This is a genomic window from Flavobacterium sp. S87F.05.LMB.W.Kidney.N (genome assembly GCF_004366435.1).
In the GTDB taxonomy this organism is placed as follows: domain Bacteria; phylum Bacteroidota; class Bacteroidia; order Flavobacteriales; family Flavobacteriaceae; genus Flavobacterium.
The window spans coordinates 312,785-326,741 of the sequence record NZ_SODX01000002.1; the positions used below are offsets into that span (position 1 = coordinate 312,785).

Sequence of the window (13,957 nt, forward strand, 5' to 3'; positions counted from 1 at the left end):
CATCAAAAATTTAAACCATCTCCTCAGGTTTCACCCAAGCATCAAAATCTTCTGGAGTTACGTAGCCTAAACGAACTGCTTCATCTTTTAGAGTAGTTCCGTTTTTGTGTGCGGTTTGTGCGATTTCGGCAGCTTTGTAGTAACCGATTTTAGTATTTAAGGCCGTAACCAGCATCAATGAATTGTCTACTAATTCTTTAATGCGTTTGTGATTCGGTTCGATACCTTGTGCACAATGTTCGTCAAAAGAAACACAAGCGTCGCCTAATAATTGTGCCGATTGTAAAAAGTTAGCTGCCATAACAGGTTTGAAAACGTTCAATTCATAATGTCCCTGCATTCCTCCAACGGCAATTGCCATATCATTTCCGATAACTTGTGCGCAAACCATTGTAAGAGCTTCACATTGCGTAGGATTTACTTTTCCGGGCATAATAGAAGAACCTGGCTCATTTTCAGGGATATGGATTTCTCCAATTCCAGAACGTGGACCAGAAGCTAACATTCTTATATCATTCGCAATTTTATTTAAAGAAACGGCTAATTGTTTTAAAGCTCCGTGAGTTTCAACAATTGCATCGTGTGCAGCAAGAGCTTCAAATTTGTTTTCTGCTGTTACAAACGGATGATTCGTAAATTTTGCAATGTATTCTGCAACTTTTACATCGTAGCCTTTTGGTGTGTTTAGTCCTGTTCCAACCGCAGTTCCGCCCAATGCGATTTCAGATAAGTGCGATAAAGTATTTTTTAGAGCTTTTAAGCCAAAAGCTAATTGCGCGGCGTAACCAGAAATTTCCTGGCCTAAGGTTAATGGTGTTGCATCCATTAAATGTGTACGGCCAATTTTTACAACATCTGCAAATTCTGCTGCTTTTTTAGCTAAAGTAGCATGCAGTTTTTCTACACCAGGAATGGTTGTTTCTACAACCATTTTATAGGCTGCGATATGCATTCCGGTTGGGAAAGTATCATTGGATGATTGTGATTTATTTACATCGTCGTTAGCTTTTATGAATTGTTCGCCTTCGCCAATTTCAAAACCTTTGAGAACTTGTGCGCGATTTGCAATGACTTCATTAACGTTCATGTTACTTTGCGTTCCAGAACCTGTCTGCCAGATTACCAGAGGAAATTGATCATCCAGTTTTCCTTCTAGAATTTCATCACAGACAGCAGCAATGGCGTCTCTTTTTTCTATTGGCAGAACTCCTAAATCGTAGTTGGCATAAGCTGCAGCTTTTTTAAGATAAGCAAACCCTTCTATAATTTCTTTTGGCATAGATGCCGATGGTCCGATTTTAAAATTGTTTCTAGAACGTTCTGTTTGTGCACCCCAATATTTATCAGCTGGGACTTGAACTTCGCCCATGGTGTCTTTTTCTATTCTGTATTTCATTTTTTTGTTTGTAAAATGTTATTTGAAAAATGTGAAATGTTATTTATAAAATTGAAACTTCTTTTGAAAATGAGTGACCTAGCCCTGATGGAAGCGGCATCCTTTTTGTTTTTTCTTTAAAAACAAAAAGATACAGCGGACAGCAGGATACAGCTCCTGAAAATTATTATGATTTGAAATGAACTCTTTATTTAAAAGGTTTCACGTTCAAAAAAAAGCTTATTTAAAATGAGTATAAATATACGGATAAATGTTATTTAACGAAAATTGATTTAGATTTTATTGCTGAGAAAAAATATATACCCTACATTTGTCGTAACATTCAAAAATTCCGGAAAACATGTTTGAATTTTCACAGTACTTAGGCTTTTTACTTTTCTTAACCATACTAACTATAGGGTTTTGGTTAATGTTTTTCTTAGTTGGTTTCGTATCTTATTGGGTTACGGGAGCAAGCTGGGAAATGTTCAAAGAAAAGAGAGCTAAAAAAAGACAAGAAGAACAATCTATTAAATACTAGATTGATGTCATAAGAAAAGAACCCTTTTGGGTTCTTTTTTTTTGTTGCACAAAAAAAATAAATTCCAATACTAAAAAATCCAACTTCCAATTTCATTTGGAAAATTCCAATTCTTGAAATTCTAAATTCCAAATATAAAAGGTTAAATAAAAAAAATCCCAAATCCCAATCTTATAAATTGGAATTTGGGATTTTTACTATTATAATTTATCTCAAAGAGATTGGAATTTGGAATTTAAATTTTGGAATTTAACTAATGTTATCCAGGAAATTCTCCACCGCCTTCTCCACCGCCTTCATTGTTTTTTGGTATATTTTTATCTCTTTCACCTTTTGCTTTGTTGAAACGGTAAGTGAATGACAAATTAAATTGACGTTTACGAAATTGGAATTCGCTGTATGAATTTACATTATCCAAATACGTATAAGATCTCATTTTTCTAGAATTAAAGATGTCGCTGATATTGAATGCAATTGTAGCTTTATCTTTTAATACATCTTTGCTTAAAGCAGTATTCATTCCGAACATTCCTAAATTTTTACCTTGAGCTGTTTTTTGTTCGCCATTGTACATAGCTGTCAATTGCCAGTCAATTTTGTATGGAAGCGTTATTTTAGAGTTGATTCTTGCAAACCAAGAATTAGCCTGATTGTCTAAATTTTGAACAATTTCGTTTCCTTGTGTATCGGTATAACTGTTTTCTCCAGTTGTTTTTACGTTGAAAAAGTTGAAATTACTGTTTAATTTCCACCATTTGAATGGAGTATAGTTAAATGTAAATTCGAAACCAAATTTTTGTTCTCTTCCTAAGTTGATAGGAGAACTTTTGATTACGGGAGTACCAATAACTGTTTCACCTGGTGCAGGGGTTACCACTTCACCGTCTGGAGTTACAACGTCACCAGTAGGAGATCTTACAAAACTAAAAACGTCTTTTGTGCTTTCAAAATACGCTGAGGTGTTAAATGTTACTTTATCCCATCTTTTGATATAACCTATGTCATATTTATCTGTTAAAGAAGGATCTAAATCTGGATTTCCTTGAAATATGTTAATGTTACTTGCGTAATTTACAGCTGGATTCATAAAACGTCCTCTTGGTCTGGATAAACGTTTGCTGTAACTTGCAGAGAAATTACTTTGGTCTGAAATTTCGTAACTAACAAAAGCGCTTGGAAATAAATTGTTGTATTTTTTAGTGTTAAAATCGCTGTTATCTAATAAGTTAACCTCAATATTAGTGTCTTCCCATCTTAGACCAAATAAATAAGAGAATTTATTTACTTTGAAACCATATTGCGTATAAAGGGCATTAATGTTTTCTTTATACTCTAATGTGTTTGATAAATTAGGATTTGGAACTGTACCATTTGTAACATCATAAACGTTGTTCAAATCACCAAAACTTCCTTTATAACCTGCTTCAAATTGACTGCCTTCGCCTAATGGCAATACATAATCTGCCTGAAATAAAACTTGTTTTTGTACTTGGTTGTTTAATGTTGTGTCAAAATTTGGTGAATCAGTAATAGTACTATTACTGTCATCTGTATTTCTTGAAACAGAAAGATCTGCAGTAAGTTTGTGTCCTTTATCGTTAAAATTTTTAATTAAGTTTGAAGTAAACTCAATATTTTCGCTCCCAGTATCTGCGTTGTTTAAACGATAAGTTGTTCCTGTAAAATTACGGCCGGCATCATAATTATAATAATTAATCAAATCTCGATCGTCACCAGTGTTCTTTTGATAATTAATGGCGTTTGTCCAGAAAGTCGTTGGAGTAACTGTCCATTCAAATCCAGCTCTTCCGTTAAATCCGTTTCGGGTACGTTTAGTATCACGATCTTCATCCAAGAAACTTTTTGTTGTTCCGTCTGGATTAAGGTATTCTGAATTTGTTTTACCAGCTCCTTCGTTTGTTCTGTAGTTGTACCCCGCAGTTGTGAAGTAGTTTAGTTTTTCAGTTTTATAATTCACATTGGCACTTAAACCATAAGTTTCTGGTAAACCTGTAGAAGCAATTAAAGTTCCGTTAAAACCTTGATTTTTCCCTTTTTTAAGAATAATATTGATAATTCCAGATCCGCCTTCGGCATCATAACGAGCTGATGGATTAGTGATTACTTCAACTTTATCAATTGCATCAGCAGGAAGCTGTCTTAGGGCTTCTGCCATATTTATAGCTTGAGAAGGTCTTCCGTCAATTAAAATACGAATGTTGTCGCTTCCTCTTAAACTTACATTTCCTTCTGTATCAACAGAAACAGATGGAACATTGTCTAAAACATCGCTTACGCTTCCACCTTTTACAATCATATCTTGACCAACGTTGTAGACTTTTTTATCTAATTTTATTTCTACAGATGATTTTTCTGCACGAACTACAACTTCATTTAATTGTGCTGCATCTTCAGATAAATTTACTACGCCCAAATTTGTGTCGTCTTGAATACTCTTCTGCTTGATCTCTGTTGATTTAAAAGAAATAAATTCCACTTTTATGTCGTAAGTTCCAGGCGCAACAGCAACCTCAAATTCTCCTTTTGGATTTGTAATACCACCAGCAATAACTTTAGTGTCATTTGGGGCAGTAATAGAAATTGTAGCATACTCCAAAGGTTGTTTGCTTACTTTTTCATAAACTTTTCCTGTGACTTTAACTTTGTTTTTGCCACCCGGACCTTGCTGAGAGTAATTGTAAAAACTTGTAAGTAAGAATACAAGTAATACGGCAAATTTGATTTTTTTCATTTTTTTTGGTTTCTTTTTCTCTTTAGACGGCAAATGTAGTTTTTGGTTTAAAGCAAGAACTCACAAAAAAATGTTAATAAGGTATTTTAGAATCAATCTAAAAAAGAAGCTACAAGGTCTGGATCCCTGCCAATGATAGCTTTTCCGTCTTTTACAACAATTGGTCTTTCTATCAAAATTGGATTTTCTACCATTGCGTTAATAATTTGATCATCGCTTAAAGTATTGCCTTTAAAATTTTCGATCCAGATTTTTTCTTTGGTTCTAATTAATTGAATAGGCTCAAGATTAAGTTGTTTCAGTAAAGTTTTAAGTTCATCAAAGGATGGAGTTTGTGTTAAATAAGGTATGATTTCAAATTCTTGGTTGGATTGTTCTATAAATGCAAGGCAGTTTCGTGATTTTCCGCATCTCGGATTGTGGTAGATTTGTATCATTTTGTTATATTTAAACGTTTCAATATTCGTAAAATAAAAAAGAGGTATTTTAGCTATACCAAAAGTAAGATTAACTTATCGAATTTGAATTCTCATTTTTTAAAATTTAAAATTTATGTTTTTAGAGCAAGGAATTAAACCTGAAAATAAGTTTTGGAAATATCTTGTAGGATCTGTTTTTATTATTGCAGCTTCTTTCGTCGGACAAATTCCAATTACGGCCGCGGTGTTTTATAAAACTTTTTCAGAGAAAAAAGCTTTTCCAACGACCAATGAAGGAGTTATGAAAATGTTTGAGTCCAATACAACGCTTTTTTTGGTAATGATCTCGTTTATTTTTGCTTTTGCTGGAATTTATTTTGTTGTAAAATATATTCACCACCAAACATTATTGTCAGTAACAACTTCAAGGCCAAAAGTAGATTGGAGCCGAATTTATTTTTCTTTTTTCTTGTGGACATTCTTTTCTTTATTGAGTTTTTTATTTGTTTATCTAAGAGCACCAGAACAGTTTGTATTGAATTTTAAATTAATTCCATTTCTGATTTTAGTTGTTTTGGGTTCTATTTTAATTCCTATTCAGACTAGTACAGAAGAATATGTTTTTCGTGGATATTTGATGCAGGGATTTGCTAATCTGGCTCGAAATAGATGGTTTCCGCTGCTTATGACCTCAGTTATTTTTGGATCAATGCATTGGGCAAATCCAGAAGTGGCTAAAATGGGAAATGTTATAATGATCTATTACATAGGAACAGGACTTTTCTTAGGAATTATCACCTTAATGGATGAAGGCATGGAGCTGGCTCTTGGGTTTCATGCTGCTAATAATCTCGTAGGAGCATTATTGGTTACTTCAGATTGGTCGGTTTTTCAAACACATTCTATATTTAAAGATCTTTCGGAGCCTTCAGCAGGAATTGATGTTATTTTGCCTGTTGTAGTTATTTATCCTATTCTGCTTTTTATTTTCAGTAAAAAGTACGGCTGGACAAATTGGAAAGAAAGATTAACAGGAGATATTAATAAAATTGAAGTAATAAATTAAAATCATGTCAAATTTAACCCATAAAAATGTTCACAATTATTTTAAGTTAAATGGTTATCATTTAAACGCAAAAGATTTGTGTCGTGTCGCTTATAGTTTTATCAAAGAAGGAGATGCTTACGAACAATCAATAGGAGAGTTCTTTTTGGATTGGTTTGATAAAAAAGAATATATCGAAATGACAACTTCAGGAACCACTGGTCTTCCTAAATTAGTTCGACTGCAAAAACAGGCAATGATTCATTCTGCTCTAGCAACAGGTGATTTCTTCGACTTAAAACCTGGAGATAAAGCTTTATTGTGTCTTCCAACTCAATTTATTGCGGGAAAGATGATGCTGGTGCGCAGCCTAATTTTAGGATTAGAACTTGACGTAGTTTCGCCAAGTCTTCATCCGCTGGCTTTAAATTCTAAAACTTATGATTTTGTTGCGATGGTTCCGCTTCAGGTTCAAAATTCGATAAAAGAACTCTCAAAAGTTCGTAAGCTGATAATCGGTGGTGCAAAAATGGATTCTTCTCTTGAGGAACAACTTTTACCGCTTAAAACCGAAATCTACGAAACTTATGGAATGACGGAGACAATTACTCATATTGCAGCAAAACGTCTTGGAGATTCTGTTTTTTCAATTCTGCCAAACGTAAAAATATCTCAAGACGAACGTCAATGTCTAGTAATTAATGTTTCTACAATTTCTGATGAACCGATTGTCACTAATGATCTGGTAGAATTAGTAAATGAACAGCAATTTATTTTTCTAGGAAGAATTGATAATGTAATTAATAGTGGAGGAGTGAAGCTGATTCCAGAACAGATTGAAGCTAAATTGATCGGCAAAATAAATAACAGATTTTTTGTAACTGGACTTCCTGATACTGTTTTAGGAGAGAAATTAGTTTTGGTTATTGAAGGGGAAAAACAAGACTTTCCAGCCGATTTCTTTGATGTTTTGGGAAAATATGAAAAACCGAAAGAAATTGTGTTTGTTTCAAAATTTAAAGAAAACGAAAACGGAAAGTTACTGCGAAAGCCGACCTTGCAATCTTGAAGAAATTCCAAATTAAAAATTCCAAATTTCAATACTTTGAGTTTAGAATTTTGTCAAGTTTTAAACTTTGTCAAAATTAGACAACGAAGTACCAATGTCAGAAATTAAAAAAATCCAAATTCCAAGTTTAAGATTGGAATTTGGATTTTTAAATATTGAGTTATTCCGTAAATAATTGGAATTTGGAATTTAAAAATATTGGAATTTAAATTAAGCTTTACGTTCCAAAAGTGCCATGTAGAATCCGTCAAAACCAGATTCTGAAGCCAGCATTTTACGGTCTTCAACAAAAGTAAATTGTTGTCCGATTTCTGTTTTTAAGAATTTCTCTACCTGCTCCTGATTTTCTGATGGTAATATAGAACAAGTTGCGTAAACTAATTTACCGCCTGGTTTTACAATTTTAGAATAGTTTTCTAAAACTTCACTCTGTACTTTACGAATATTGTCAATAAATTCAGGCTGTAATTTCCATTTAGAATCTGGATTTCTCTTTAAAACTCCTAAACCGCTGCAAGGTGCATCAATTAAAACACGGTCTGCTTTCTCGTGTAGTTTTTTAATCACTTTTGTGCTGTCGATAATACGGTACTCAATATTAAAAGCGCCGTTTCTTTTAGCTCTTAGCTTTAGTTGTTTTAATTTGCTTTCGTATAAGTCCATTGCAATCAACTGACCTTTATTTTCCATTAAAGAAGCCATATGCAATGTTTTTCCTCCAGCTCCAGCACAAGTGTCAACAACACGCATTCCAGGTTTTACATCCAAAAATCCTGCAACTAATTGCGAATTGGCATCTTGAACTTCAAAAAGACCTTGTTTAAAAGCATCTGTTAAAAATACGTTTGCTCTTTCTTTTAAAACAAGAGCTTCTGGCTGATCTTTTAAATATTCTGTTTCAATATTTAAATCCATCAGAGTATTTCTAAGGTTTTCTTTAGTACCTTTTAAAGTATTGGTTCTAAGAATAACTTTTGCCGGCTGATTTTGTGCGGCAATTTCTTTTGCCCACACTTTTTCACCCAATTCTTTAACTCCTAATTCGTCCATCCAATCTGGAATAGATTCTTTTAAAGCTCTATTTTTAGATAATTCGTCAAAACGACCTTTTATTTTTCTTTCAGGAGTTCCTTCCAATTGTCTCCAATCAGGAATTGGATAACCGCGAAGAACAGCCCAAACGGCAAACATCCTCCATAAATTATCTCTGTCATAAGGTTCCTTAACATCTGCAATTTCTGCGTACAATCTTTTCCAACGAACAATTTCGTATATCGTTTCAGCAACAAACTTCCTGTCAGAACTTCCCCAACGTTTGTCTTTTTTTAATGCTCTGGCTACCACTTTGTCTGCATACTCTCCCTCATTGAAAATTGCGTTTAAAGAGTCGATGGTAGTATAAACTAAATTTCTGTGTAATCTCATTTCTAATATTTGAGTTGCAAAGGTACTATTAATTGATTGAAAGTTAAATTTTTAATACTGAATCTTAATTCAGGTTCTCATTAAAAGAAAAAACACTCTAAAAGATAGAGTGTTTTTTTGAATTATTTAAAAGCGTTTATTTAATTATACGCGTTAATCCAATATTTTCTGGCGCATGAAGCACCATTGGGAATTTCTCTATTTTTACAGAACTGCTGTCTAGTCCAAAAGCTCTTTCTTCAGACAAACTCAGTTTTTTAATAAAGAAGTAAGAATTCATGATAATGTTTTCATGCCATCTTAAATCGTTGTCATTTGACAGGAATTTCTCAGATAAAACAAATTTAAAGTCTCCAATAATATTGTTTTTGTTTAAAGATTCGTAACGGCTTGTTATATCCACTTCGCCGCGTTTCACCATGTCTTTGATAACTTCTCTAAACATCAAATTGATTTTAGTAGGTTCTCTAAAACCTAAATTAAAGTCAATTCTATAAATATCGTCTTTAGCGATTTCTGTTACTTTATACTGTGTTTTATAAGGTTCTGTCAAGATATTAACGTGAACAAACCAATAAATATCAGCTCTTTTTGGACGTTTTTGCAGAATAGAATAAATTACTTTTTCCTCCAATTCGTCAACTCGATTTGCATTGGTCATGTAAACTAAGTGTGTCGCATATTTCGGAATAGATAAATCTTGGCTTAGTTCTACTAATACACGTTTGTAGTCATCAATTTTAACTACTTTAGTGTAGTTTTTATTAATTTTCTTAGCTAGGTACCAAATAGTCATTACAGAGATCAGCATACTTGCAATAATCAATGTTACATAACCACCTTCAGCGAATTTCGTGATATTAGCAAAAAGGAAACTAAATTCAATCAAAAGATAAATCGTGATCAATGGAACCATGAAATATAATTTCACACGTTTCATGATTAAGTAATAATTCAACAAAATCGTGGTCATGATCATACATAAAATAATGGCTAGACCATACGCATGCTCCATGTTTCCAGATTTTTCAAAATGTAAAACGATTCCAACACAACCAAAAAACAATAACCAGTTGATTGACGGAATGTATAATTGACCTTTTACTTCTGTTGGATATTTGATTTTTACTTTAGGCCAGAAATTCAAACGCATAGCTTCATTTATCAAAGTAAATGATCCGCTGATAAGCGCTTGAGAAGCAATTACAGCTGCTAATGTTGCTACTACAATTCCGAATGGTAAAAACCAATGCGGCATAATTAAGTAAAACGGATTCCCGTTTTCTCCACCTAGTTGCTGCAACGTACTTCCTTCATGGTGAATTAAATAAGCTGCTTGTCCGAAGTAGTTTAAAACTAAAGTTGTTTTTACAAAAATCCAGCTGATTCTGATGTTTTTTCTTCCACAGTGTCCCATGTCAGAGTATAAAGCTTCAGCTCCAGTTGTACATAAAAATACAAAACCAAGAACAAAGAAACCATCAGGATGAATCGATAATAAATGGTAAGCATAATATGGATTAATGGCTTTAATTACTTCTGGAAAATTAATAACTTGTATAGCTCCTAAAGTTCCCAGCATCGCAAACCATATTAACATCATTGGTGCAAAAAATTTACCAACGAGTTTAGTTCCGAATTGCTGAATCGTAAATAAAACAAATAAGATCGAAATAACAATATAGACAATGGTTTGTGTTTCCATTGTTGGATAAAATGCCCTAATTCCTTCTACAGCAGATGAGATTGAGATCGGCGGTGTTATAATTCCGTCTGCAAGAAGGGCACTTCCTCCAATGATGGCGGGCACAATGAGCCATTGAATTTTTGTTTTCTTGACTAATGCGTATAACGCAAAGATTCCACCTTCACCATGATTGTCTGCACTTAAGGTAATAAGTACATATTTAATTGTAGTTTGTAATGTCAAGGTCCAAAACACACAAGAAATACCTCCTAAAACAATATCGGCATTAATCGTGTGATCGCCCAGAATAGCCTTCATTACGTACAATGGAGATGTTCCAATATCTCCATAAATAATCCCTAAAGTAATCAATAAACCCCCAATAGACAACTTACTATGTAAGTTTTTATGCGATGCGCTCATGTATATTTTTATAAAAGACGGTTGCAAATTTACTGTTTTAAAACAAATTAGAAGCAATTAAAATTAAAAAGATAAAAAAAAGCACAATCGTAAAATTGTGCTTCTATTTTAATGATAAATTGAAATATTGTTAACCTCTTCTTCCGCCGCCTCTTGAATTTGAGCCGCTTTCTCTCTGTGTCTGTCCTCCTCTTGATTCTTGACTAACTCTTGGAGACTCAGAACGCTGAGTGTTTTGAGGTCTTGCAGTGTTTGATCTGCTTTCAGAATAGTTTCTTGAAGGCTCGGTTCTTTGAACTGGAGCAGACTGAGTATTCACTCGATTTGAACTTGCTCTGTTTTCAGAATAATTTCTAGGAGCATCACTTGTTTGTGAAGATTGTCTGTTACTATAACCTCTATTTTCTGAATTTCCTCTTGCAGCAGGAGTAGTAGCCGAATTATTTCTGCCATAATCTGATCTTTGAGTATTTTCAGTTCTTACAGGTGCGTTTACTGTTGCAGTATTGTCTCTGTTAGTATTTGCTGTACGATTTGTGTTGTAACCTCTATCAGAAGCTGTTCTGTTAGTGTTATAATTTGTATTCGTACTTCTGTTTTCTGAATAAACTCTTCCAGTATTCGATCTGTTAGTGTTGTAAGTGTTTGAATTTCTATTAGATTCTCTGCTTGCAATTCTTCTTTGATCTAAATCGTATCTGTTGCTGACATTAGAATGTCTTTGAGCAAAGCTGTAATTTGGTTTCATTCTTTCGTAACCATATGTACGTCTTGTTTCATAAATAGCTGGAGCTCTGTAACTTCTTCTAGTGTTTACGTAGTTGTAGCTGTTGTGAACATTGATACATACATTTATGTTATTTCTGTATCTATACACAGGATAAGGTCTCCATGCAGAATAGTATGTTGGATAATAACCCCAATACCATGTTGAATAGTATGGTCTGTAGTTAGTAACCCAGAAAGAAGTATAAATTACTGGAACAACACTGTAAACAGGCTCATAAATATAGTTGTCGCCATATAAATAAGAGTTTCCAACAACCTGAACACTTACTTTATTATAATTATCTCTTTCAACATCGATAGTAGCAACGTCTTGGTAAACATCACGATCCAAAACAGCTTGAATAATTACAACATGGGTTCTGTCTTCTACAGATTCAATTACACGCAGGTAATCAACTTGGTCGTCGCCATTTAAATCAAGGTTAGAAATTTGATATTTAGGATCGTTTAATCTTCTTTCAAAATCTTGAAGATTTGCAGATTCTCCAAACATAGAAGCTACTGCTCTTAAATCTAAATTATCGCTTATATCTGAATTTTTGGCGTATACAGTAGCTCCAGCTTGTGCTTGACATGAACTGATTGCTAATGCAAATAGGGCTATTATAAGTAATTTCGCTTTCATGACTAAATCATATTAAATTATTTGTATTAGTAGATATCCAATTACTGTGCCACAAAATAATTTTATTGCTTTTAGATTTTATGTTGTTGATAATGAGTGTGATTTTATTGGGTGCTTTATCTTCTAATAGTTAAATAGATATTTAGTGCTGTGTACATAAACGGAAGTATGATGTCTTTAGCACGTAAACCTGAGTCATTATAATATGAACTTCGTTCTCTATCTGCATTCCTGTTTGGATTTATATTTTGACGATCTGTGCGGATAGCCGAGTTTGCACTTCTATTTTGATTCTTTAATATAATATTGATAGATGCTACATCTTGATATATATTGGGACTTATTTCAGATTGAATTTTTATTATTTGAATGTTGTTCTCGATTTTATCTGAAACTTTTAAGTAATCAACTTTTCCATCATCATTTAAATCAAGATTTGAAATTCGATCTTGGGGATAATTTATTTTTTTCTCAAAGTCTGCGAGATCTGCAGATTCTTCAAATAGTAAGCCTACAGCATTTAAATCTAAATTTTCTTGTACGTAAGAACTGTTAGGATATACGTTAACTTTTTGTGAATGAGCTGAATTCATAAATAATAGTAAGATTCCAGTTAAAATTATAATTCTCATATTTTATTTTTACAATTGTAAGAAATATACTTCAATTATTATGCCAGAAAAAATCATTTGAATTGTTAGAAATAATCGTATTTTAGCATTAACCAAATTTTGAATTCTTATGAAAAAACTCGCTTTATTTTGTGGTATTTTTATTTTATTGATGTCTTTTAAAACATTTAATTATAAAACTAAAGTTTGCTACAGCGGCGGTTTTACATCAATGACTGTAGATACCTTATTTAAAGATAGAATTAGTATAAGAGCAATTCTAATTGATAAAAATAAAGTTTGGTATGGTGCTGATAATTCGCGTTTTGGATATTATGACCTAGATAAGAAAGAGAAATTTGAAGAGCATATTTACCGAGATACGCTTAAATTAGAATTTAGAAGTATTGCTCAAACTTCTAAAGATATATTTCTACTGAGCGTCGCAAATCCAGCTTTACTTTATTCTGTATCAAAAAAAGATCGTAAAGTTAAATTGGTTTATAAAGAAGTTAATCCCAAAGTTTTTTATGATAGCATGCAGTTTTGGAACGATAAAGAAGGAATTGCAATTGGTGACCCAACAGAAGATACTTTTTCTGTTATTGTTACTCGCGATGGAGGAGAAACTTGGACTAAATTATTATCTGATAAATTACCAACAAATGCTACCGGAGAAGCTGCTTTTGCTGCCAGTAATACGAATATTGTAATAAAAGGAAATGATACTTGGCTGGTTTCTGGAGGAAAAAAATCACGTGTTTTCTATTCGCCAGATAAAGCAAAAACATGGAAAGTAATTGAAACTCCAATTGTGCAGGGAAAGGAAATGACAGGAATTTTTACGGCCGATTTTTACGATTCTAAACAAGGATTTATTGCTGGTGGAGATTATGAATTTCCGAATAAAAAACTAGATAATAAAGCTTTTACAAAAGACGGAGGAAAAACTTGGGAATTAATTGGCCAGAATCTAGGATTTGGCTATGCATCATGTGTGCAATATGTTCCAGGAGGAAGCGGCAGAGAAATTATTTGTGTAGGTTCTGAAGGAATACAATATTCTCAAAATGGAGGTGAAAACTGGACACAGCTTTCTACAGATTCAAAACTTTTTACCATCCGATTTGTCAATCGTAATACTGCAATTGCTGCGGGACACAATAAAGTAGTTCGACTTAACTTTAAATAAAAAA

At 33.1% G+C, this 13,957-nt stretch carries 11 protein-coding genes; 4 read left to right on the top strand and 7 right to left on the bottom strand.

All coding sequences use genetic code 11. The features are described 5' to 3' along the window. Positions 1-10 precede the first annotated feature (10 nt). The gene (gene fumC / locus EDB96_RS07155; RefSeq protein ID WP_134139919.1) at positions 11-1,396 is read right to left on the bottom strand and encodes a class II fumarate hydratase; all 1,386 of its coding nucleotides are present in this window, start codon (positions 1,394-1,396) and stop codon (positions 11-13) included. Between the two features lie 340 nt (positions 1,397-1,736). On the opposite strand from fumC, the gene EDB96_RS07160 reads away from it, so the two are divergent. After that, entirely contained in the window at positions 1,737-1,916 is a 180-nt protein-coding gene (locus tag EDB96_RS07160) for a hypothetical protein (RefSeq protein WP_057116719.1), read from the top strand. A 259-nt stretch (positions 1,917-2,175) separates the two neighbouring features. Here the strand turns inward: EDB96_RS07160 and EDB96_RS07165 are convergent, their stop codons facing one another. Together EDB96_RS07165 and arsC are read right to left on the bottom strand one after the other, a co-directional pair. Continuing rightward, positions 2,176-4,668 carry a TonB-dependent receptor domain-containing protein gene (locus EDB96_RS07165; protein WP_134139920.1) on the bottom strand — a complete coding sequence of 831 codons (2,493 nt, stop codon included), beginning with the start codon at positions 4,666-4,668 and terminating at the stop codon, positions 2,176-2,178. Positions 4,669-4,760: 92 nt separating this feature from the next. Then, a complete protein-coding gene (gene arsC, locus EDB96_RS07170; RefSeq protein ID WP_134139922.1) occupies positions 4,761-5,105 on the bottom strand; it encodes an arsenate reductase (glutaredoxin) in 345 nt (114 codons plus the stop codon). 115 nt (positions 5,106-5,220) lie between these two features. On the opposite strand from arsC, the gene EDB96_RS07175 reads away from it, so the two are divergent. After that, positions 5,221-6,153 (top strand): CPBP family intramembrane glutamic endopeptidase, encoded by a 933-nt coding sequence (locus EDB96_RS07175; RefSeq protein WP_134139923.1) that lies wholly within the window; start codon positions 5,221-5,223, stop codon positions 6,151-6,153. Between the two features lie 4 nt (positions 6,154-6,157). Further along, positions 6,158-7,201: an AMP-binding protein gene (locus EDB96_RS07180; protein WP_134139924.1), complete on the top strand. Its 1,044-nt coding sequence runs from the start codon at positions 6,158-6,160 to the stop codon at positions 7,199-7,201. Between the two features lie 210 nt (positions 7,202-7,411). Here EDB96_RS07180 and EDB96_RS07185 read toward each other — a convergent pair whose 3' ends face one another. The 4 genes from EDB96_RS07185 to EDB96_RS07200 all read right to left on the bottom strand — a co-directional run bounded on the left by EDB96_RS07185 (position 7,412) and on the right by EDB96_RS07200 (position 12,782). Then, on the bottom strand, positions 7,412-8,626 hold the full coding sequence (locus EDB96_RS07185) for an RsmB/NOP family class I SAM-dependent RNA methyltransferase (RefSeq protein ID WP_057116714.1): 1,215 nt from the start codon (positions 8,624-8,626) through the stop codon (positions 7,412-7,414). 136 nt (positions 8,627-8,762) lie between these two features. Further along, entirely contained in the window at positions 8,763-10,736 is a 1,974-nt protein-coding gene (locus EDB96_RS07190) for a KUP/HAK/KT family potassium transporter (RefSeq protein ID WP_057116713.1), read from the bottom strand. 130 nt (positions 10,737-10,866) lie between these two features. Then, positions 10,867-12,150, bottom strand: a complete 1,284-nt coding sequence (locus EDB96_RS07195; RefSeq protein ID WP_134139925.1) for a hypothetical protein — start codon at positions 12,148-12,150, stop codon at positions 10,867-10,869. Positions 12,151-12,266: 116 nt separating this feature from the next. Next, complete coding sequence (locus EDB96_RS07200; protein WP_134139926.1) at positions 12,267-12,782, bottom strand: hypothetical protein; 516 nt, start codon at positions 12,780-12,782, stop codon at positions 12,267-12,269. Between the two features lie 109 nt (positions 12,783-12,891). On the opposite strand from EDB96_RS07200, the gene EDB96_RS07205 reads away from it, so the two are divergent. Beyond that, positions 12,892-13,953 carry a hypothetical protein gene (locus EDB96_RS07205; protein WP_057116710.1) on the top strand — a complete coding sequence of 354 codons (1,062 nt, stop codon included), beginning with the start codon at positions 12,892-12,894 and terminating at the stop codon, positions 13,951-13,953. Positions 13,954-13,957: the final 4 nt, after the last annotated feature.